Source organism: Streptomyces sp. NBC_01571, assembly GCF_026339875.1.
Classification (GTDB): domain Bacteria; phylum Actinomycetota; class Actinomycetes; order Streptomycetales; family Streptomycetaceae; genus Streptomyces.
Genome location: NZ_JAPEPZ010000005.1, coordinates 60,543 through 82,673, shown reverse-complemented (window position 1 = coordinate 82,673; position 22,131 = coordinate 60,543). Strand labels below are relative to the sequence as shown.

The following is a 22,131-nucleotide window of genomic DNA, read 5'->3' as shown; positions in this document are numbered from 1 at the left end:
ACCCGTGCCTGCCCTGCTATCCACCCCAACCGACGACAGCCCGGCCAACCCTCACCACCCCGGAACTTGCAGCCGCCCTGGGCGGCAGTGGCGAAGATCGTCGACAGCAGCAAGATCTACGCTGATCTCTTCAAGGACCTACAACTCGGCCCGGTGCTCCCCGAGATGAAGTGGATCTGCTGGGAATCGGAAAGGCCATCGCTGACCAGCGGACGAACGTTATCCCGTCTTCGGTCAACGCGTACGTGGCCGGCCTGCGCTCCATAACGCACATCAGCTGCACGGTCGAATGCTACGCATTATGGAAAGGAAGCTCTTCCCAGTACATGGTGTTATTTTGCTCCCCGACTGCAAATATACTGTTGGTCTGAGGGCTGAGGACTGGGTTAGCTTGGTGAAAGCGACGCTTCGAACACTCACGCCCGGGAAGTTGGCTGCAGCACGGCTCAGGTTGGGAGTTGCCGCCTTAGAGAAGGGGGAATTACCGCGTACATGTGCGGAATGCCGAAGTACTCGTCTTCACCTCCAACTGTCGGGTCGGACGTCATCGCACGTCCAACCGCCACGATCCCCGCGCCGGCCGCGACACTGGCTGGCCGCTAGGTAGGGCGCCGGGCCGGGCGCAAGAGGTTGGGGTTCTCGCGGCCTCCTGGGACGCGGATGATGACGACGAGACATGGATCGGATTCGCCGGCGCGCTGGACGGGTTCGATCCAGATGCTGGAGAAGAGGTTGGCCGCGCCCTCAGCTCCGACCGTTTTGTCGAGGGCGAGCAGGATGGCGAATCCGGCATTGGTGTTCTGGTATTCGGTGGCCTGCGCGACGTATTCACGCAGGGCGGTTTCGCTGGCATCGTCTTCTTCGATCTTGCATTCGACGTTGAATTGAACAGCGCCGAAGGATACGAGGATGTCTGTTCTTCCGCCCGCCTTGTCGATGACCTCCGAGTTGACGACTCCGAAGAGGGCCGAGAACTGCAGCACTTCTCGGTAGTGCTGGTGGAACAGAGCTTCGTCTACTTTTTGCTTCTTGCCGTCCTTGTCGCGCGTTCGAAGGTACTCGGTGTAGGAGCCTCCCATCTTCCGGCCGATGTCGTAGCACAGGTAGGCGTAGCGGATCGTGGTCTCAAGGAGCGTTGTGAACTCGTCTGAGACGCCGGGAAGCCAGTCGGGGGAATTCTTCAGCTGGCGCAGGAGCCGGGCTTTGAGACGACCGTACTTGGGGTCGGCGATGGCCTCGCGGACGTCTTCGTGTGTGCGCAGCCCAAGCTCCAAGCGGTCAAGGACATGCTCGGGCGTCTGCTCAACGAACGCAGTGAAGTCCTCGGAGAGTTGATGTGCCAGCCGCTGCCAGCGTCGTGCTTTTCCCGGATCACCCGCCCGCTGACTGGTGGCGTTCTCGGTGCTCTTCGTGCGGTGGAGGAGGGCGGCTTGGAGCCGCTGGGCCGCGGGGTCGTCGCGGAGCTCCTCGTCGTGGGCCACAGCGTGCTGGAGAAATCGCTGCCGGTGCTCGTGCTGGAGGAAGGTGTCTTCGATGACGGGCACCACCAGGGTCTCCACGGCGGCGGCCGCAGGGGCGTCCGTGAGTACGGCGACCGTGTTGTGCGCGGTGTATACGCGGAGCAGCGCCGTGAGAATGTCGTGCCCCTCGCCGTACCAGGGGTCGTCGGGTGCAAGGTGCGCAGCCGCGCCGTCCAGGAGGACGGTGAGTTCCGACCAGGCGAACACGTCGTTCTGGCGAGGGCGTGCCCAGGCTGGTGTGCGTGCGCGGTAGCGGTAGTCCCGGTAACGGTGCAGGGTCTCGCGCAGGGTGGCTGCGGCTGCGTGGACGCGCGTGGGTGCATCGGGGGCCGACAGGCCAAGGACAGCTTCGATTGCGCAGTGGTAGAGCTGGGCGTCCAGGCGGTCGGGGTCGAGAGTGATCAGCTCGGCCAGCCGGTCCTGAGTCTTGCGGAGTTGCTCGGCCATGGGGTCGTACTGGTCCTGTTCCAGGGCCTGGCGCAGGTCGCCGAGAGCGAGTTCGAAGGTGGCGTCCCGGCATGTGTGGTCGAGCATCAGGCAGCGTTCGAGGGCGTCACGCAGGCCGGCGCCGGGATGGTGTGCGTCGAGGACGCCAAGAAGGCGGGGGAGGCGGGTGGCCATGGCCTCGGGAAGGGTGGCCGGGTCCTCGGTTGCTTCGTCCATGGCGCCCAGGAGACGCGCGGCCTTGGTGACGCCGGCCAGGGTGAGCTGGACAAGACAGTCGGCGGCTTCCACTCCTATGAGTGCCACGGCCAGGTCGTCACCGGCATCCTGGGCTTCTTGGAGGCGGCCGAGTAGCACGCGGGTCAGCGGCAGGCCAAGTTCACGTGCCAGGGCAGGGCGGCTGGCGAGGACGTCGGTGGCACTGGCGAAGGCAGCATGGTTGCTGTTGGTCCTGAGGCCTGCCAGGACGGCGTCGTAGAGCGGCTTGCACGCTTCGGTACCGAAAGCCTCGAGGTGGTGCGCGGTCGCCTGGATGAGGTGATGAAGAAAGGGTCCTTCGCTGAGGTGGTCCGCGGCGGCGAGGACAACGTCGAGGCTTCCGAGGTCCTCCACCGTCGGCCCGGCACGCAACTGAGGGCCTGAAGCCTGGGCGGCCCACTGGGTGAGGCGCTCATCGATGAACTGCACGATGCCCTCCACCTCTCCCGTCGCTGGATACTCCTGATGGCCTGGTCTAGAAGAGCTGGCGCTTGCCGAGGCCGGTCACGGTACGGTCCTCGGGGTAGAACTCCCAAACGGCGTCGTCGATCGACGTGATCACGATCTGGATGCCGGGGTCGTCTGCCGCGGTCTCGTAGAGCGTCTTGATGCATTGGCGGGCGTTGTCGTGGGAGAGCTCTTCGGCTGTGGGCGCGTCGATGAGCAGCAGACCGGGGTGGGACATGATGCCGCGCTTGCGACCCACTTTGATCATTCCGATGATGGCCGCGATCCGCATGCGTAGTCGGTCGGTTGGGCTGAACGCGCTGAACGGGTGCTTTTTGCCGGTCTTGCGGGCGTTGAGGTGTCCCGCGAGGTTGAGGTCGACGCTGGTCAGGTTGGCCACACCGAGGTCGTGGGCGATGCGGACGATCTCACCGTTCAGTTCCGTGAACAGGGCCTTGCTGTGGTCGGCGACGACCTGTGTCAACGCAGAGGCGGCCGCCTCCAGAATTGTGTCGCTGTCGGCAGAGCCGTCCTCGGTATCCGAGGAGCTCGTTGTCGCAGTGACGTAGTCGCCTACCACCTCCGGCAGGCCCGTCCCGTTGCCGGTGGCGACGGCCAGGGCTCCACGCAGTTGGTAGACGGACTCCCGTGCGGATTCGAGACGGGTGTACCAGCTGCCGGAGCGTGCCGCGGAAAGGCGGGCATTCACCAGGTCATAGGCGGCGCGGCTGCTCTCGCAGGCCGCCGTGTTCCTCGCCACGCTCTGCCGGGCAGTGTCCTCGGCTGCGCGGGAGGCGTTTACACGCTCCTCCAGCCGAAGGCGCAGCGCCGCGCGCGTCTCCGGGTCGTCCTGAACCTCCGGCAGGGGGCTTGCGCACACCGAGCACCGGTGGTCGCTCTCTTCTGCGGTACGGCGGGCATCGTCGATCTCGTGATCGCAACGCGGGCAGGACTCCGGCTCAAGCGCCCCAAGCAGGAGCCGCGCTGCGCTGCTTTGCTCGGCCCGGCGGAAAGCCTTCTCGTCCTTCAGGCGGGCCTTACGCGCCGCGGCGTGGCCTTCTTCAGCCGCCTGGAGCCCAGCCTGGTCGCGGGCGACCTGGCGAGCAGCGGCATCGACGTCGGCGAGCAGGCCGGTCAGGTCGGGCTGGTCCGTTTCCAGCGCCGTCACCTTGTCCTCGGCGGCCCTGAGTGCATGGCGCAGCGGCTCAGTCTGCTGCTCGCGGGCCTGCGCGTCCTCGCGAGCCCGGCGCTGGACCCGGTTGCCCTCCTGGGTGTCCTTCTTGCGAGCTGTGGTGACCTGGGTCAATTCGGACGCGTAGGGCACGTCGAGGAAGAGCTGCATCAGCTTTACTGGCAGCTGGTTGTGGCCTGTCGGGCCCAGCAAGATGCTGGAATTGCCTGCGTTCAATGCAATGGCATAGAAATAGCTCGCCCAGCCGTGAATGTCCTCCCTGCTGTCGCGGTTGCCGTCCGCATCCTTTGGAGCGCCCGCCTCGGCCGTCCAGAGCGGCAGCGGCCGCAGCCCCAGACGGTCGAGCATGAATCGGTCGATGAGCGCCTTGACGCCGTCGGGTTCAGCGCTGGCTACCACGCGTACCCCAGGACCGGTCTCCTGGGAACCGATAAGCGCCGTGAGGTGCTCGAGGGCGTCGGCGCTCAGTAGCCGGCAGCTGGGACGGTCAGGTTTGTCGAAGGTCAGGCGGATGGAGGCAGCGACGCCGGCGACCTCAACATCCGCGCGCACATAGGAGAACCAGCCCACCGTCTCTGGTCGCTTGAAGGCGCCGAACCCGTCTCCGCGCAGGGCATAGCTCAGCGCCCACAGAAGGCTCGACTTGCCGGCGTTGTTCAGGGTGCTGGCGATCGCCCACGGTCCTGGCCCCAGCGTCATGTCGCTGGTGAAGGCGCCGTCGTTGTCGTCCGTATCGGTTTTGGTGCCTTCGCAGTACAGCCGGTGCACGACCAGTTGCCGACGCGCGGGCAACGGGCTGGTCAGCTGGATGCCGTGGGCCGACAGGACCTCGCGGACTCTCTTCACGTCAGCGGACGGCACTCGGGCGGCGATCTGCTCGTACAGCTCGCCGTCGGACGGGACCGGCAAAGGCTCTGTGGTCACGCGGCATCCCCCTGTTCTGCCTGCTCTACTTCGGCACGCAACCGGGCGAGGCGCGCGCGGGCCCGGTCGGCAATCGACGGGATGACCTCGTTCAGCGGGGTCTGGGCATAGTCGCGCTGCAGGTACTGCCGTTTGCGCAGTGCCAGAGCGGAGTGCCCGGTGGCTTCGGCCAACGCCCGGACAAGGCGAGCGCGCTCGGTGTACCAGGCCAGGACAGAGAACTGCTCCGTAGCCTGCTCGGCGAGATCGCGGCCCTTTGCCGTGAGGTAGTAGTTGTCCTGGAGGACCCGGCCGGTGGCGCGTCGCGGCACAACGAGGACCAGCCGCGGGGCGGCCAGGACGCTCATCGCCTGGTCGATGTACTCGAACGCCCCGAACAGATAGCGCAGCATTGGGATGGCGCAGATCTCCGGCTCGTCCGAATCCAGGATGCGGCCGGCCAGTTCCAGGTTGATGGCTTCCTTCTCGCGCTCACGTTCGTAGTCGTTGAGAAGCTCATCGGCCATGTAATCCGGGTTGCGCAGCCAAAAGTCCAGCTTCTGCAGCCGGCCCTCAGCGCGCAGCACAGCCACCGCATCCTTCGGCGCGGCCTGCTGCTCTGCTTCGTTCAACGGATCGGACACCGCTGCGATGAGCAGCAGCAGCCGAATCGCGTCGGAGAAGCGATCCCCCTCGTCATCATCCACTCACACACCGTAATGACTCGTGGTGTGATTGATCAATGCCCCTGCACTGACCGCTCAGGTCCTGTAGACAGCGCTTCGGATGGCCTGGTCGACCTGGCGGTCATCCGCCAGTTCGAAGAGGTGCTGTGCTCCCTCCGGTTGGGCGCGCAGCGCGGAGGCAACGACACTACGGCGCACCGGTGAGCAATGAGACCCCGTTGGCTGGTAGAGACGTAGTGCCCCAGGTCGACGAGGTTCTGGCCGCGACCCTGACTGCTCAGGGCGAGCCGGGCGTACGGGCGTTGGCGCTGCTGGGGGATGCGCGCCGGATCCTGGTCGGCAGCTTCCTTGAGCGGCCGGCCGAGGTCGTGGAGTCCTGCCTGCGGGTACGGCGGATGCCCTGCTGAGCACATCGCCTTGCGTAGTGACACCCGAGACTCAGGCTGTCACGGGGAGAACCGCTCCGGACGGAAGTCCGCGAGCAACTCATCTTTCTTCCCGCTGAGAATCTCTGCAGCAAGCAGCCGGCCGATAACCGGCCCGAGCGTGATGCCGCTGTGAGAAACGGCCTCGTAGTAGCCCGGCACAGACGGCAGCGCTCCCACCGAGGGAAATCCGTCGGCAGGGATGGGGCGGTTGCTCACCCGTGTCTGTGTGACGCGGGCGCTGCCGAGTTCGGGCACGACGTGCCGCGCCGATTCCTGGAGCAGCCGTCCGAGTTCCGCTGGATCTCGGCCCGTGCTGATGAGCGCGTCGATCTCGCGACTGTGGAGGACCACCGACGCGTCTCCGTCAGGACGGATCTCGATGTGAGGGGCGTGCATGGCCCGGTGGACCGGGACCTGAGCGCAGTCGAGCCGGGTGACGACGCCGGGTTCCCGACGCATCGGCAAGTGCCGCGCGATGAGCCCGGCGACCTGGGAGGCACTGGGACCTGCTGCGTTCACGACGGTGTCGACGTCGAGACGGCTCCCGTCGGACAGAGCAACGGTCCGGATGCACCCGTCGGCACCGGTGCCGACGGCACAGACCGCGACGCCGGAGTAGAGCTCGGCGCCGGACGCAACGGCCTGTCCGACCAGGCGGCCGACGAGATGACGTCCGTGCACCCAGGCTTCGTCTGGGTAGTACCAGACGGGAACCTCGCCGCGCATCGTGAGAGCGGGTTCGAAGCGACGGCGCACCTCGGCTCCCGTGCACACCTCGACCCGGTAGTCCCAGTCGGTCAGCAGTTCAGAGGTTTTCAGGACCTTCGCCTCGGCTACGGGATCGTCTGCCCAGCGCAGGTGGCCGCTGGGATGCCACCACGAGTCTGGCCCGATTTTCGCCGCAAGCTCACGATAAGTCGCCATGCCCGCCACGTTCAGGTCGAAGTACGACTTGCGCACGGTCTTGTTGCTGGCGTTGACCCACGAGAAAGACCAGTTCGTGACGCCTTCGCCTGGCTGGCCAGCATCAATGAAGACCACCTTGGCCCCGTGCCGGGTCAGGTTCCAGCCCACGCTGGCGCCGATGATGCCCACTCCGATGACAGCCACACGGTTAGGCCGCTTCACGCATCCGCACTTCACGAACGCCCCCTTCCCAAATCATCGGCGAACTGCCGTTTTTGACCGACCCGCCACCGCCTGCCCGGCTTCAACACCGCTCAACAGTCCCTTCCGCCCAGCGTTGGCGATACCCCGCGAGGCCCACGAAATGTGAAAGGCACTTACCCGGCCGACAGCGTCGTGCAGACCCTCGGCCGGCGCAGCCGAGCCCGGGGCCAGTCGACGATGGCCGCGCAGAGGCGGGGGTCGGTGAAGGTCTTGGTCCAGCCGCTGAAACTCTCGTTCGAGGCGATGGCGACGCTGTTCTTCTCCTCACGCTCCGTCAGAACCTGGAATAGCCGTTCAGCCGACGTTGCGCTCCGGGCTCTGCGCCGCCGCGAGGGCTGAGGACCGCCCTTCCCGATGACGTGGGCTGGTGCGGCCCGGGGGGTACGACCCCCCGGGCCGCACCGTGTCAACGGTGCCGGGGGTCGGGAAACCAGAGTCTGCAGGTACGCCACGGCGTCCTTCTCCTGGCCACCGGCGAGAGCATCGGCGTGCCAGGCGGCGGTAGTCGAACAGCGAATGGCTTCCACGCACTGTGCTTCGCCCCCTGTCGACTTTGCAGGACCTCTGCGACGATCTGCCAATGGTCGACAGAGATCGTTCGGCGCTGCGCTCGTCAGTCGGTGAAGCCGTTGCCCACCTGGCCTCGCTGACCCACAAGGAACTCACAGCGGCCTTCGGACAGCTGGCCATGCCTCAGGTGCCTGATAGTGCTGGGAACAAGCGTGAGCGGATCGAAGAGAGCTTCCGCCAGGTTCCCGATAGTGAGCTACCTCAGCTCGCACAACGTGCCATGGACCGCAGAAGTCTCCACTTGAGTCCCTCGGTCCGCTTCCACCTCGAGGACCTGCTGTGGGAAGAGAACGACCCACCCGAGATACCCAAGAAGATCCGCCGCGAACTGGCGCGCGCCCTCACCCTCTCGGAGCTGGCGCAGCACCAGGACCCCTTCATGGAATTGCTCGACCGTCTCTGGCTCGCTGAGGAGCCGGGCATCGATTTCAGTTCGCTGGTGAACGGATTTCGGCCGGCGGTGACGCTGAGGGACAGGGTCGAGCGCCATGTTTTCCGGGTCTTCGAAGTTAGGCGGGGTGGGTGAGCCTTCGTCCTCCGGGGTTCTCACGGAGGGTAAGCGTGGGGGTGGTCGGCTCGTGGGTGCAGGGCGTCCGTGGTCATCGGCGATCATGACTGTTCTCCGGCAGTTTGATCACCAGAAACCACGGGCTTGGACAACGATACGGCGGTGCTGCTCGACTTGGACGGCCTTGCCGTCGAGAGCGTTGAGCGGCTGATGGACGGCACCCGGCGGGTGCATCTGACCACAGCGGACGAAGCCGCCCGGGCCTGTCCCTCCTGCGGCGTGTTCGCGTCACATGTGAAGGGCCTCGTGTACACCCGTCCACGTGATCTTCCTTACGGAGAACGGGGATTGGAGTTCGTGTGGTGCAAGCGGCGTTGGTATTGCCGGGAGTCCGGATGCGAGCGGAAGTCGTTCACCGAGCAGGTTCGGCAGATACCGGCCGGGGCCCGGATCACCGGCCGGCTGCGCCGGGCTGCCGCCCTGCGGGTGCGGGATGCTGCTTCCACCGTGGTCCAGGCCGCCCGTGACCTGCACGTGTCCTGGCCGACGGTGATGGACGCCTTCCGCGCGGCCGCCCGCGAGGTCACCGAGGCGCCGCTGCCGGAAGTGGAGGTGCTGGGCGTCGACGAGACCCGGCGCGGACGGCCGCGCTGGGAACAGGATGCGGACACCGGCAAGTGGCACCTGGTGCGCGAGAGGTGGCACACCGGGTTCGTCGACGCGCTCGGGGCCGGTGGCCTGCTCGGGCAGGTCGAGGGCCGTGCCGCCGCCGACGTCCTGGCCTGGCTGTCCACCACCCCTTTGGAGTGGAGAAAGAACATCCGCTACGTCGCCATCGACATGTCAGCCACCTACCGGGCCGCGATCCGCACCGGCCTGCCCGATGCCATCGTGGTCGTTGACCACTTCCACATCGTCCAGCTCGCGAACAAGATGCTCTCTGCTGTACGGCGTCGCACCACCGCCGAGATCCGGGGCCGGCGTGGACGCGCCACCGACCCGGAATGGAAGGCCCGTCGACGGCTGCTGCGCAACCGTGAGGACCTCACCGACCAGCAGTTCGCCACGATGTGGAACGCGCTGCTGGACGAGGGGCCGATCGGGCAGACGCTGCTGACCGCCTGGATCGCCAAGGAGAGCCTGCGCACCCTCCTCGCCCTGGCCCGAACCGGCGCCGACCGCGAAGAAGTAGGCCACGCCCGATGGAAGTTCCTCACCTGGTGCGCGGACTCAGACATCCCCGAAGCCTGCACCCTCGCCACCACCGTCGACCGCTGGTGGCCCGAGATCGCCGGGTTCATCGACACCGGCCACAGCAACGCCAAGAGCGAAGGCATCAACCGCGTCATCAAGCTCGTCGCCCGCAACGCATTCGGCTTCCGCAATGCCGACAGCCAGCGCCTACGCACACGCTGCGTCACCACCCGCCGAGCCCGCGGACACCTCAACCCCGCCTAACTTCGAAGACCCTGTTTTCCGCAACCGTGGGGACTGGACGACAGAGGAGCTCTTCGCGAATCTCCGGGTGTTCGAGGCAGGGGACGCCAGATTCGCCCGCTTCCTGGAGGGCCTGGTGTCAGCAGACGTCCTCCTGGATGAGCACGCACAAGAGGCAACAGCCACCCTGATCAATACGCATCTTCGCCCCGCGGGGATCGAGTTGCGGCAGACCGGCAGCGATGGCGGCTATCCCCTCTTCACCATGGTGTCGACACGGTGGCACGGTACCCGGCGTCCGAAGAACATCATCTTCGCTTCTCGCGTCAAACCAGACATCCGCTTTCGATCATCCGTAGACAACGACATCGAGATCGTCGGGGGACACGCGGACGACACCCTCGTCTACGACCGGTACGTCCCCGCCGAGGGCCTGCGATGGCATCACCTGCACGCCTGGTGGCAGGACACCCACCCGACGAGCAGCGACACCGACTTCAGGGGAGACCTCTACAAGCGACTCCTCAAGAGCCTGCCCGAGAACTCTCCAGGCCAGAGGAACTTCTTCTCCGCATACCACCACCTCCTCGGTCCCTCTCCCGACGATCCGGCCCTCCTGCCCGAGGTGTGGCTCCACTGGGACCACAAAACCGTCCGCGAGCGCGGACCAGAAGCATTGCTGCGCTCACGGATGGATTTCCTCCTACTGCTGCCACACGGGCAGCGAGTAGTCATAGAAGTCGACGGCTCACAGCACTACACCCGTGATCGTGGCCGGACACCTGACACCGGCAAGTACGCAGAGATGGTCGCCGCAGACCGCGACCTCAAGCTCAGAGACTACGAAGTGTTCCGCTTCGGCCACGACGAACTCGCACGACCGGAGGATGCGAAAGCACTTCTGCAACAGTTCCTTCCAGAGATGTTCCGCCGCTTCAAGGTGAACCGCTGACGACTCATGGCCCGGTCCGGAGCCGCAACCAGGTTCCCGCAGCCCCGTTCGGAGAGTCCACCGACGCGATAACCGCGGACGGGTTCGCGTTCCCGCACGGGCAGATGCGATTCGGGAAGGCCAGCCCGGTCCTTACCAGTGAACAGAGTCACGTGCTCAGCTGGCGCGGGACACCATGCTGCTCTGGGCCGCTTCCAGTACAGAGAGCCAGGAGGTGACGTTCGGCTTGCGCCGCAGGAGAGCTCTGCGCTCGCGCTCGGTCATGCCGCCCCACACACCGAACTCGATACGTTCATCCAGGGCCTCGGCCAGGCACTCGGTGCGCACCGGACACCTTGCGCATACCGCCTTGGCCTGCTTCTGGCGTGGACTGTCCGCGAACAGGTCGTCCGCGTCGGAACTGCCACAGGCGGAGTTCTCTCGCCAGTCGGCCTTCGTACTCGTCATGACTTCGCCTCTCCCCCGTGACCGTTCAACCATAGTGCGCTGATGAAGGTGCCATCCCTGCTCACCTCCGGGCCGTCGTCGTGTGCACGGTGCGCCAACCTTGCCCCGCTCGACTGATTTACGCCCTTGACCCTGAGCGCGCCCGTGACCCCGAACGCGGTTACCGCCACGCGTGAACCCGCCCTGCACGACACTCTGCCCGCCAGCCGTGACACCGCTGAATACCTCTCGCGTCGACCGGCAGCCGAAGTACGAAACTCACGACTCGATTTTCATCGGCCGTTGTCGGACTCCAAGGCATGTTTCGCATGAGCTGCGGTAATGCGTCGCGTAGGAGTCCGGGACGTTGAGCTTCCCATGCAGTCCCAGACAACGGACGAAGAGCTGCCCCCAGCCTTGGCTGAGGGCAGCTCGTATGTATCAGGAGTGGACTTCCTCGACGTCGGGGTCCTCGCCGCTCTTGGCACCCATCCCAGAAGCGGGAAGCTGCTGCCGCAAGGGAGGGCGGCGTGGGTCTTGACCAGATCGCCCCCGTGGAAGACCTGGACCATGGTGGCGGTGGAGCGAACGTCGACCTTGCGGCCGATCAGCTTCCACGGCACTGAGTAGAGGGTGCGGCCGACCTTGATGTGGATGTCCGGTCTGACCGCGGCGGTGGACCAGCAGGCCAGCACGAACGGCTTGTCCGGCAACGGCAGCAGGGCTTTGGCCTCCACCGCCTCGAACACCGACAGCGGACTCGCGCCGCCCAGCGGGCGGCACTGCCGGCGACCGGCCGTGCCGGCCGACCACGTCAGGGCCTCGGCCTGGAAGTGCTCGGTTTCGCACGTGGGTGTCATGCGGTCAGAAGCGTTCCCACCAGTCGAGAATGTGGATCAGCAGCCACGTCCCGATGATCGGGATGGCGAAGTACGCCAGCCAGAACAGGGGCAATCGGTTGGCGTTCTTTGACATGGAAGCTGGCGGCATCGGGTCCGGTCGTTTGTACTTCAGATCATCCATCCTGCGCAGGAATGCCAAGTGGTCTTCACCCGGCCGCGCTGTCTGGTCCTCGGCCTCACGGTTGCCGCGCTCGCGTTGGATCTGCCGCTGGTAGGCCTCGTGCATGAACTGTTTGCGTCGTCTCGATGTCACGGCGGTCCCCCTGTCCGACGGTGATTGGGGCTGCTCGGTGATCTGCCGGGCGGTGCGCCATACGGCTTTCAGCGTACGAGCGCAGGGCTACTCCTGCGTGGGTTCCGGACGGAAGGCCTGCGCAATCATTGCTTACGGCTCCCAACTCGAACTGCACCAAGGCGTTGTGGAGGCGGCTTCACGTAGACGGTCAGCTGTCGAACCGGGACGGCCGAGTGCCGGCTTCGTGGGCGCGGCACCAGGCGTTGTGGAGTCGGCGCCCGCGGCGCAGCTGCCAGCGTTCGCCTTGGCAGCGCGGGCAGGCGCCGCGGCGGTCGGCCTTGCGTGCTACAGGTCGCCGAGGACTTCTTTGCGGGCAGCCTCGGCTTTGCGGTTGAGGGCGTTGGTCATCCGTACGGCGGCGATGGTGGAGAGAATGCCAAGCCCCACGAACAGCACCTGAGTGATCACGCTGACGATGTGCACGTCCTTCGTCGCGTTCGCTACCCCCAGGCCAACGAACCCGCCGCACGCCCATGCGAACCAAATCCGGAACTTCTCTACGCGCACGGCCTTCTGTATGTCGCCGTAGCTCATCGCGTCCCCCCTTGTCGTGTATGAGATCGCAGGATGCCGCGAGCAGCTCCCCGCCGTGTCGAAGTTGATCCAGCCGTGACCTCGCCAGTGGAGCACCCATCGGCCCTTCGGTACGCGCGCGCTCGGCCAGGCCAGGCCGATACACGCCCCCCATCACGGCGCGGTATGCGTCGTCCGCGACGAAGACGTCCAGGACCACGGCAAGCCGATCGCCGCGGTTCATACCCGCCTGCCTTCTTTGTGCTGAACGATGTGGGCATTCGCGGCCGCCATGCAGGCCTGCCAGCCTGCCCGGTCGAGCCACGAGGAACGGCCGATGAGGAGACTCAACCCGTTCCGCCCACACGGGCCGTACCAGGCAGCCCAACACGACGGATGGCGCCATGCTGAGCATGTTCGACGGCTTTGCGACGGCAGCAGTGACTTCCTCGACAGGCTCGACCCCGCGGTTCGCGCGGAAGATGAGGAAGCGCTGACCGGTTGTGTCCCCCGTCGTGGTCTAGCCGATCAAGCTGGCGGAATTCCCAGGTCGCGGTGCGAATCGCCCTCGACGAAAGCCCCGTTGGACTTCACCGAGCCAGGACCAGCGGTGATCGCCAGTCGGCCCGCATCAGCACGCACCGGAGACCTCCGAAGCGGAGGCGCCAGACCGTGATGGGGACACGACCCCCTCGTTGGCTCGCGGCCTATCCGCTCGGCGAACCGCCGGACGGCGGAGCCGGCGTTCTACTCGTGACGTCTCGGCAATTCGGGAGGATCTCTCTGCGGCTTTCGGCGCTCCTCTCGCTGACGGCCGCCGGGCGACGATGCTGCGCCCCGCGGCTGACCCGTCCCCCGGCCTGGCCTCGGCGCGCGGTCGGCGACTTCACGAACGACGTGCCGCCGGGGAGTCCTGGCCCCGGCGCGCCTCCCCTGGTTAGCGCGTGCCGGACGCCAAGGGGTACATGAGGGCATCTTGCCTCATTGTCAGTGCTCGCATTTACTCTCCTATCCGACATATAGGTCACCGGTCGGGAGGTCTTGTGAGCATCGCGGCGGTAGAAGATCTGGCAGGTGGCAGCGCGCCGGACTGGGTGGTGGAGGGCTGGGCCAACGCGGGAATGGCCGCTGGCGATCCCGCACGGGTGGTTGGGTACGTGCTCAGCCCCCTGCGCGGGCAGTACCTGGCGATCATGGATGTACTGGAGCAGTCGGTCGACCATCTGACCCCCGCGGAGGTGCGCGCGGCGCTCGCCGAGCAGGGGGCGGAACTTCCGCTCGCGACGGTGACCGCACGGCTGCGCGCGCTGAGCGATACGTTTCTGGCCGCTTCGGGCCGGCCGGACTCGGAAGTCGAGCGCTGGCACGAGCTGAACGGGGCGCGCTGGCGTTACAGCGCCACACCGCGGGGACGGCAGATGCAGCGACTGTGGACGCAGCTGGCCGGCGACGGTCTCGTGCCTCGGGAGATCCCGATGGACGGGCTGTCCAGGATTCACCAGGCGCTGGCCGCCATGCACGACGATCACGCGTCGGACGCCGCCCTGTCGGAGCTGGCGGGGCAGGTGTTCGTCGAGCACGACCATCTCGACGGGGCGCTGGTGGGCCAGGCGGACATGCTGGCGCAGTTGGCCGACCGGTTCGATCTGGACCTGGAGGCGACGGGTGAGCTGAAGCAGATGATCCTGGAGTACGCCACGCATGTGGTGGTCCACCTGAATACGGCCGTCATCCGGATCCACGCGGAGCTTCGCCGGCTGCGCCCGCGGTTCGGCGAGCTCGCGGCGGCGCGACGCGCGCAGTCTCCGGCCGGGGCGCTGGTGGCTCGCGGGGTGCTGGCGCCGGCACGGGGGCTGCGGGCGGAGGACTGGGACCATCTCCTCGGGTGGTTCTCACCCAGCACAGGGAAGGCAGCGCGCTTCGGGCTCCAGTTGGTGCGGGCGATCCCGATGCTCCACGCCAATCTCCTGCGGCACCAGAGCGTGGGCGGGCCTGCGACGCTGCGGGCGCGGGCCCTGTCGCTTGCCGTGGCCTGTCAGGATCCGCACCACGGCCGGGCGGTGCTGCGCCAGGCACTGGCTGACCGGCCGTGGACGAAGCTGCACACGATCGCGGAGTCCGACATGGGCGAGGTCGTGTCCTGGCACGAGGGCCCCCGGGTCGCGGCGCTGGCGATGCTGCGTGCCACGGGGCAGAGCTCTGCCCGAGGGGCTGTGACCGGGCGCAAGCCGCGTGACGAGAGCGAGGCGGTCCTGCGGCGGGCGGAGCGCGAGGCCCGGCACAGTGCCGCGGTAGCGGAAGTGCTGGCAGGAGCGGTCCCGTTGTCAGAAGACGCCTGCCGGCTGGCGCTCAGGGCGGTCATGGCCGCCGTGCGGGCGCCGGAAGTGACGGTGGGGCGCGTCGGACAGGCACAGGGAGTCGGGTGCACGCTCGTGGCCGCTCCCGGAGTGGTGGGGCGCGTGGACGGAGTGCGGTGGTCGGTACTGGTGCGAGGACGGAAGGTGCTGTTCCATTCCCCGGCTGCTGTCATGGCAGGGAGAGTCCCTGCGGGCCGCAGGGCCGCGCCGGCACCTGTGGATGTCCTGGTCGAGGCATCCCGGTGAGGGGTGTCCTCGGTGGGATGCCGGGCCGGCCGTTGGTCGAAGACGAGCAGGACGCTGTCGCAGCGCTGGTGCGACGGCTTCGGGCGCAGACCTGGCTGGTGGGTGGGCGCGACGACGAGCTCATCGAAGCGGTGCACCGACATGCCGCGGCGGTGCGGGCATTGCTGGAGGCAGTGGGCTGTGCGCTGACCGTCGAGCCCGACCTGGTGCGCGTGCACGTCCCCGTGGAACCCGTCGCGCTGATGTCCGGCGGCGATGCCCCGCAGGGAGTGTGGTTCTGGCTGACGGTCGCCGTGCTGGAAGGCCTGCATCCCAAAGTCCCACTGGGGCAACTGGTGGGCGCCGTGCGCGCGGCCGCGGCGGAGGCGGAGATCCCGGTGACGCAGTCGCTGCCCGAGTTGCGTGCGCTGGTGGCCGGTCTGCGCATGCTCTGTGAGCGCGGAGTGCTGAGCGAACTCGAGGGCCGCGTCGACGAGCTGATGGACGGCGCGCAGGATCCGCCTGTGCTGCTGCAGATCCACCATGCCCGTCTGCTGCACCTGTTGCCGCGCAACGTGCCGGTGGACGATGAGGGGCAGTGGGCCTGTGACCCTGGCCAGGATCCACAGGGTTGGCTGAATTCGCTGGTGCGTCCCGACGACGAGGCGGTTCGGGTGTGCGGCATGCTCGCCGACCGGGCCGTCGTTCACGTCTGCGACCTGGACGACGCGGAGCGGCAGTGGTTCAGCACCGCTCTGGCCCGCGAAGGGTCCGGGGTGGCGCAGGCGTTGGGACTGCATCTGGAGCACCGGCTGGAAGGCGCGGCGCTGGTGATGCCCGAGGAGATCTGCGATGCCCGGGGGCTGGGATCGTTCCGTTTCCCTCACCGCCAGCAGGGCGGCTGCGGCACCGTCCGGCACGCCACCCTGCTCCTCATCGACTATCTGACCGGTGAGGGCGAGCGGGGCGGGGCGGACGCACCGGGCGAGGGCTGGTACGGCGCCGCCGCTTCCTCGGTGGTGCGCCGCCTGGGTGAGCTGGCGGTACGGCACACGAGGTGGCGGGGAGAGTACCGGCAGCGACCCGAGCAACTGGCCGGTCAGATCCGGACGCTGCTCGAAGAGGCCGACCTGCTGCGTGTGGCCACGAGCTATGAGGACTGGTGGTGGCTGTCCCCCGCGGCGGCGCGCTGGACGGTCATCGCTCACGACACGCAGCCCGCTAACTCCCTGAACAGTGCCGTATCAGGAACGGAGACGCCATGAGCCGGTTGAGTATCCCTGCCCGGTGGTCCGACCGGTGGTGTCTGGCCGGCGCGGGGGTGGAGAACGTCGGGCAGTTCCCCCGGGAGGTCCTCGACTGTCCCTCGGGCCGGATCCTGGTGACCGGTCCGAACGGCACGGGCAAGACCACCCTGCTGGAAAAACTGTGCCCTCACCTGCTGGACCCCACCACGGTGCAGCACCTCAGCTCGGGGAAGAACCGGAGCACCACGCTGGAGTCCCTGATGAGATACGGCAGTTCGGGACGGCGCCGGGTCGGCTATGTGTGGCTGAGTTTTCGCCCGCCCCAGGCAGGTCCGGATACCGGCACCGGCATCGTGCACTACGGCCTGCGTCTGGACTACGCGCAGGGCACCAGCCCGTCTGTGACGCGGGCTGGTTTCCGGATGCCCCTCGTACCGGGTTCGGACGTCGACGATCTGAGCACGCTCAGCATCGAGGCGTTCACGCAGTACGTCACCGGGCACGGCGGCACGGTCTTCGACAGCCTGGACGGCTACGTGGCCGATCTCGCCGACCGTGTCTTCGGCTGTGCTCCCGCCCGGCTCCAGCAGATCGCCCGGCGTATCAAGAAGGTGCGCAACCCTGGTCTGCTCGCCGACCTGACGCCGCTTCAGGCCGAGCAGGAACTGCACGAGGTCCTGCCGCGCGTCAGCCCCGAGGTCCTGCGTGTGACCCGGCAGGCGCTGGCCGCCGCCGAGGCCACCCGCGCACGGTACGTGCGGGCTGGGAAGACCTCTGCCCTCCTCCAAGACCTCTCTTCGGCCTGGCTGTACGCCTGCGCACGCACGGTACTGAGCGAGACGGAGGACGCCCTGGCCCACACAGCGGTCCTTCTGCAGGCCGAGGGTGAGATCAAGGACGCGAACGCGCACGCCGAGGCTTCGGGGCGCACGCGTACCGAACTGGCGGCGCTCGTCGACCAACTCGACGTGGCGGAGCGGGAGACGGCCTCGCGCGCACAGGCCCTGGAACGGGATGCGGCTTCCAGCGATGTGGCCCGTGCCCGCGAGAAGGCCGAGGCAAGCGAAGCGCGGCACCAGCAGAGCGAGGCATTGCTGGACGCTCACTGCTCGGCAGCGGGGGCAGCCGCCACCCGTCTGGAGGTGGCGGTGGACGGTGTGCGCGAGGTGGTGGAGAGCGTGGCGCACGCCTGCGCGGAAGCGGGCGCGCCCGGCGTGGTGGCCTCACCGGTCAGGATGCGGCGCGTCGAGCAGGCCCCGGTGACGATCGGTACGCGCAGCTTCGGTCCGCTCACCGAGATCACTGCCGAAACCGATCCGAGCTCGGTGGAGGAGTCGGTGGCGGCTCTCGCGGATGCGGAACGCCGCCTGCGCCAGCGGGGTAAGAACGCCTCGGTGCTCATGCTGGCTCACGAGGCCGTCGAGGAGTTGCAGCAGGACGGCAAGGAGGCACGCGTAAGAGCGGACTCCGTCGCCGGGAGCGCGGACCGGGCCATCACCCGGCACCGCGCAGCTCACGATGACGCACTCGCTAAGGTGGCCGCTCTGTCGGAGGCCGTGCAAGCCTGGACTGTTTCGGCACAGAGCGCGGTGCGCATTCCCCTCTTCGACTTGGCAGCCATCGGGGCCCAGGCCCGGGCATGGAGGGAGGACGCGGAGTTCACCGCCGCGGTGCATGAGGCTGCCGCCCTGGGCAAACGCGTGAGCGCCGGTGCAGCCGGCGCCATCTCTCGCGGGCGGCAGCGAGGCGAGCACTACCGGCAACTCGCCGCGGTCACCCGGAAGGACGCGGCTCTAGCCGCAGAGCAGGCCCGGCTGTGGGCCAGCGGGAAACTGCCGTCACTGCCCGGTCCGGCATGGCTTGAGACCGCAGACGAGAGCGACTGCTTCGCCCTCGCTGTCGACTGGCGCCCTGGTGCCCTCCCGGCCGGGCCGGCCCGGAACGCTGCGGAAGCCGCCATGGCTGGCGCGGGCCTGCTCTCCGCACAGCTGTCACCGCGAGGCCTCAGGGGCGGCGAAGGCTGGCAGGTCGAGCCGCGGGGACCAGAACTACCCGTGGAGGACAGTCTCGCCTCCATCCTGACGCCTGTCCCTGGCCACCGGCTGAGCAACGTCGCCGAGGCCGTTCTGAAGCACATCGCGTACGCACCGACCGCCGACGGGAACGAGACGGGCACTCGGCCGGAACTGCTCATCGGCGCCGACGGCACCTACCGCTGCGGGCCTCTTCTCGCCCGGCCGCCGCACGCAGTACACGGCGCACCAGTTGCCCAGCACATCGGAAGCGAAGCCCGGCACGCCGCAGCTCTGCGGCGTGTTGCAGAGCTGCGGCGCGAGAGCGAGCGTCTCGAACTGCGGGCAGCGCGCCTGTCGCGGACCGCGGCTCGTTTCGCCGACTACGCGGAGCTGCTGAAGCAGCTTGCCGACCGCTTCCCCAACGAGCAATCCCGCGACGCGATGCAGGCAGAGACCATCCGTGCCGAGTGCGCCGTGTCCGAGCAGGAAGCCCGAAACCACGCGTGCGCAGAGGACAGACTGGCCCAGGAGAAGGAAGCACAGGCCCGAAAGGCGCTGATGCAGTGGCGTCAGCAGGCCGCCGGCTACGGGCTGCCCGACAGCCTCCCTTTGGTGCGCGAAGAGTGCGAGGCGTCCGGCCGCCGCGCCGACCTCTTCGACCGGGCCGCGCAGCAGATGCGCGGCGCCAGCAACCTCCTCGACGACGTGCGGGACGCGGCGCAACACGCGGCTGACACACACGACCAAGCCCAGCTCACCGGACGCGCGGCCCTGGACAGCTTCGGACAACTCTGCGATGCACGCGCCGCGCTGGAGGCCTGCCGGCAGCGCAGCGGTATGGACGAACTCACGCTGGTTCAGGAGGCGGTGGCGGCCCGGCAGGCACACACGGATGTGAGGGAGCGACTGAGGAGGGTTCGCAAGGAACTGGAGGAGGCGGCCTCCGAAACAGCCGCGGCGGGCCAGGCGCAGAAGGAGGCCGCACGCCGTCTGCAGGAGAGCCGGCCCCGAGCGGAGGCGTCCGTTGCGGCAGTGCGCCATTGCCTGACACTCGACGGCCTTGCTGAAGCCCTCTCGGCTACGGGAGGGGACGACGCGGCGGACCACGGCGGTGTCGCGTCCTGGCTCAAGGAGCTGCGCGCCCGCCTGCTGTCCGTCCCGCAGCCGCCCGCGGGCATCGAGGCGTGCGGCGACGCTCTGCGCCTTCACCTGGCCGCCGCTCCGGACGAGGACTGGCACCTCGGACACGGGCTGGCCCTCGAGCGCATGCCGAGCCACCGGTTGTCCCTGGCTGGACGGCGCATGTCCCCGCACGCCGCCGCGGGGATGGCTGCAGAACGCCGGGCGGAAGCAGAACGGGCCTACAGCCAGGCCGACGAGAACGCCCTGGAGAACTTCATCCTCGGCCAGATCCCCGCGGCCGTCGGCACCGCCTGGGTCGACCTGCAGGACTGGGTCGGTGAAATTAACGAGCAGATGAAGCTGGCCGCAGCTTCCTCCGGAGTCGGCGTCCAGATCAGCCTTGTCCTGCGCAAGGACCTGCCGCCCTCCCTCGCCACCATCCACCACCTGACGTGCGAAAAGGGAGATGCCGAACGCACCCCGGAGGAACAACGCCGCATCGGGCAGGAACTCCTGGCGGTGATGCGACTTGGCGAGACCGGGGCGGACACAACCGAACCCCGCAGCCAGGCTGACCGGCTGGCCGAAGCCATCGACATCCGCAACTGGATCAAGGTCCAGTACAAGATCACCCGGAGCGGCACGACCAAGCAGGAAACGTGGGGCGCGCGCGGCGTGACCGTCTCCAAGGGCGAGAGCCGCCTGATCGTCCTCGCACCCATGCTCGCCGCACTGGCCGCCGAGTACCGCGACCTGCCCCCGCACGCGGCACGCCTGTGCGCTCTGGACGAAGTCCCCGGCGACGTCGACGACCAGGGCAGAGACGGCATCGCCGCCTACCTCGAAAGCCTCGACCTGGACCTGATGAGCACCAGCCACAACTGGGACGGCTCCCCAGGCGCCTGGGACGGCATCGACATCTTCGAACTTGAGAAAGCCCCGAACGACACCGTTATCGCCTTCCCCGTCCGCGCCTACAGTCCCCTGCTCCAGCAGGCTACCGGCCACCCCGCGACGTCCCCGGCCGGCACGTCATGAGCCCCACTGCCAGCGACCGGGCCGACTGCCCCGCGCAGCTCTGCCACAACGGGGCATGCCGGAATGCTGATCTGGCCACTCTGCTCTCCCCCGACGTGCGCTGGCTGTGGGAGCAGATCGCCCTGCGAGCCGACCAGCGCGGGGACGCGGCCATGGACAGCCGCACGATCACGATCATCCCGCCGGATGCCTCCGCCCAGCGCGCCGCCGTCATCGGCCTGCTGGCCCCGCGTCCGCTGGCCGCCGGCCGCACCCACCGCATCGACCTGCAACGCTTCACTCAGGCTCTGCGGCGCCGGGGACCGCACCTGACGCCAGGCGCGGTAGCCGCCCACGCGCTCGGCAGACCCCTGGCCGACCGCGTCGCCGACAAGGCCCGGCTCACCGCCCGCCTCACCACCCTGCAGCACCTGCGCAGCCGTCTGGCGCGCGCCCTGCCCCCCGCCGCGCCGTTGCGGCCGGAGGACACCGGCTGGGACATCCTGCGCCGCCGCGGCAGCCTCGCCCGCCTCCTGCAGCACCCAAACCCCGAACGGCTGTTGACAACCGCCTTCGCCGTCCTGCACCAGTTGCCCGCCTCGGCACGCGCGGACCGACGCCTCCTGGCGCACGCGGCCGCTGGCAACCCCCACGCCCTGGATGCCGGCACCGAACTGGCGGCGCTCGTCCTCGCCGAAGCCGCCGCGGCCCGAGCCGACGCCGGGGCCAGCACATCGGTCCGGGAGGCCTGGGACCGGCTCGGCGTCGACCTCGACACCTTCACCGGCGGACTGCTCACCCTGGGCGTCCATCCCACCGGCTGGCACATCCCCCCCGGTCAGCCCAACTTCCTCATCCCGTGGGTGCTGCACCGCGCCGTCTGGCCCGCCCCCCGGCACAGCGAAGACCGGTGGGTCTTCCTCACCGAGAACCCCTCGGTCGCCGCAGCGGCCCTGAACGGCGCCCCGGGCACCGTACGGCTGCTGTGCACGGTGGGGACGCCATCGCGTACGGAACTGGACGCCGTCGCACGCCTGGCGGCGGCGGGGTGGCGCATCGCCGTGCGGGCCGACTTCGACTGCGCGGGTCTCGCTCTCGTACGCGCTGTCCTCGCCACCGTTCCCCAAGCCGTGGTGTGGCGCATGACAGCCGACGACTACACCGCCAGCCTGCACCCAGCACCCTTCGAACCAGGCGTCCTGGACGCCCACTGTCTCGGCGAGACCCCGTGGGACCCCGCGCTCGCCGCCGCCATGCGCGTATCCGGCCGACCCGCCTACGAGGAGGCACTAATCGAGGAGCTACTTGCCGACCTTCGCCGCGCATATCCGCCCCCCGTACAACGGACAGCACCAATGCGCCCCCGTGGAGCAACTGGGCCACGTTGATGCTCTGGACCAGATACCAGCCGATGCCGGTGCCGAGCAGAGCAGTGATCCAGGCCGGCCGGATGCCCATGGTGCGGAGGACTGCCCAGGTGAGGACGAAGTTCATGTG

The 22,131-nt window shown here is 68.0% G+C and carries 16 protein-coding genes and 1 pseudogene; 8 read left to right on the top strand and 9 right to left on the bottom strand.

The window, feature by feature from the left end; translation table 11 throughout:
- Positions 1-599: 599 nt before the first annotated feature.
- The 3 genes from OHB41_RS50555 to OHB41_RS50545 are packed head-to-tail and all read right to left on the bottom strand — an operon-like array spanning position 600 to position 5,471.
- Positions 600-2,651, bottom strand: coding sequence for a hypothetical protein (locus OHB41_RS50555; RefSeq protein WP_266709358.1), 2,052 nt, complete (start codon positions 2,649-2,651; stop codon positions 600-602).
- 46 nt (positions 2,652-2,697) lie between these two features.
- Complete coding sequence (locus OHB41_RS50550) at positions 2,698-4,785, bottom strand: hypothetical protein (RefSeq protein WP_266709356.1); 2,088 nt, start codon at positions 4,783-4,785, stop codon at positions 2,698-2,700.
- A complete protein-coding gene (locus OHB41_RS50545) occupies positions 4,782-5,471 on the bottom strand; it encodes a hypothetical protein (protein ID WP_266709354.1) in 690 nt (229 codons plus the stop codon). The genes OHB41_RS50550 and OHB41_RS50545 overlap by 4 nt, the downstream gene beginning before the upstream one ends.
- A 197-nt stretch (positions 5,472-5,668) precedes the next feature.
- Between OHB41_RS50545 and OHB41_RS50540 the strand changes: the two genes are divergently transcribed.
- Entirely contained in the window at positions 5,669-5,857 is a 189-nt protein-coding gene (locus OHB41_RS50540) for a hypothetical protein (protein ID WP_266709352.1), read from the top strand.
- A gap of 39 nt (positions 5,858-5,896) precedes the next feature.
- Here OHB41_RS50540 and OHB41_RS50535 read toward each other — a convergent pair whose 3' ends face one another.
- Together OHB41_RS50535 and OHB41_RS50530 are read right to left on the bottom strand one after the other, a co-directional pair.
- Positions 5,897-6,988 (bottom strand): NAD(P)/FAD-dependent oxidoreductase, encoded by a 1,092-nt coding sequence (locus OHB41_RS50535; protein WP_266709350.1) that lies wholly within the window; start codon positions 6,986-6,988, stop codon positions 5,897-5,899.
- A gap of 230 nt (positions 6,989-7,218) precedes the next feature.
- Positions 7,219-7,347: pseudogene (locus OHB41_RS50530) on the bottom strand (ATP-binding protein); the annotation flags it as partial.
- A 281-nt stretch (positions 7,348-7,628) separates the two neighbouring features.
- On the opposite strand from OHB41_RS50530, the gene OHB41_RS50525 reads away from it, so the two are divergent.
- The 3 genes from OHB41_RS50525 (at position 7,629) to OHB41_RS50515 (ending at position 10,515) form a co-directional block, all read left to right on the top strand.
- Positions 7,629-8,144, top strand: a complete 516-nt coding sequence (locus OHB41_RS50525) for a hypothetical protein (protein ID WP_266709348.1) — start codon at positions 7,629-7,631, stop codon at positions 8,142-8,144.
- A 126-nt stretch (positions 8,145-8,270) separates the two neighbouring features.
- Positions 8,271-9,584 (top strand): ISL3 family transposase, encoded by a 1,314-nt coding sequence (locus OHB41_RS50520; RefSeq protein WP_266696430.1) that lies wholly within the window; start codon positions 8,271-8,273, stop codon positions 9,582-9,584.
- Positions 9,511-10,515, top strand: a complete 1,005-nt coding sequence (locus OHB41_RS50515; protein ID WP_266709346.1) for an AbiJ-related protein — start codon at positions 9,511-9,513, stop codon at positions 10,513-10,515. Before OHB41_RS50520 ends, OHB41_RS50515 begins: the two co-directional genes overlap by 74 nt.
- A 156-nt stretch (positions 10,516-10,671) precedes the next feature.
- Here the strand turns inward: OHB41_RS50515 and OHB41_RS50510 are convergent, their stop codons facing one another.
- From OHB41_RS50510 to OHB41_RS50495, 4 genes are all read right to left on the bottom strand, one after another.
- Complete coding sequence (locus OHB41_RS50510; protein WP_266709344.1) at positions 10,672-10,962, bottom strand: WhiB family transcriptional regulator; 291 nt, start codon at positions 10,960-10,962, stop codon at positions 10,672-10,674.
- Positions 10,963-11,234: 272 nt separating this feature from the next.
- Positions 11,235-11,801 (bottom strand): Mu transposase domain-containing protein, encoded by a 567-nt coding sequence (locus tag OHB41_RS50505; RefSeq protein WP_266709342.1) that lies wholly within the window; start codon positions 11,799-11,801, stop codon positions 11,235-11,237.
- 4 nt (positions 11,802-11,805) lie between these two features.
- Positions 11,806-12,069: a hypothetical protein gene (locus tag OHB41_RS50500; RefSeq protein WP_266709340.1), complete on the bottom strand. Its 264-nt coding sequence runs from the start codon at positions 12,067-12,069 to the stop codon at positions 11,806-11,808.
- A 354-nt stretch (positions 12,070-12,423) separates the two neighbouring features.
- Positions 12,424-12,672, bottom strand: a complete 249-nt coding sequence (locus OHB41_RS50495) for a hypothetical protein (protein ID WP_266709338.1) — start codon at positions 12,670-12,672, stop codon at positions 12,424-12,426.
- Between the two features lie 1,022 nt (positions 12,673-13,694).
- Between OHB41_RS50495 and OHB41_RS50490 the strand changes: the two genes are divergently transcribed.
- Genes OHB41_RS50490 through OHB41_RS50475 form a run of 4 tightly spaced genes read left to right on the top strand, consistent with a single transcriptional unit; the run spans position 13,695 to position 22,022 of the window.
- Positions 13,695-15,254: a DUF2397 family protein gene (locus OHB41_RS50490; RefSeq protein ID WP_266709336.1), complete on the top strand. Its 1,560-nt coding sequence runs from the start codon at positions 13,695-13,697 to the stop codon at positions 15,252-15,254.
- A gap of 17 nt (positions 15,255-15,271) precedes the next feature.
- A complete protein-coding gene (locus tag OHB41_RS50485) occupies positions 15,272-16,498 on the top strand; it encodes a DUF2398 family protein (RefSeq protein WP_266709334.1) in 1,227 nt (408 codons plus the stop codon).
- Entirely contained in the window at positions 16,495-20,655 is a 4,161-nt protein-coding gene (locus OHB41_RS50480) for an SbcC/MukB-like Walker B domain-containing protein (protein ID WP_266709332.1), read from the top strand. Before OHB41_RS50485 ends, OHB41_RS50480 begins: the two co-directional genes overlap by 4 nt.
- On the top strand, positions 20,652-22,022 hold the full coding sequence (locus tag OHB41_RS50475) for a DUF2399 domain-containing protein (protein ID WP_266709330.1): 1,371 nt from the start codon (positions 20,652-20,654) through the stop codon (positions 22,020-22,022). The genes OHB41_RS50480 and OHB41_RS50475 overlap by 4 nt, the downstream gene beginning before the upstream one ends.
- Positions 22,023-22,131: the final 109 nt, after the last annotated feature.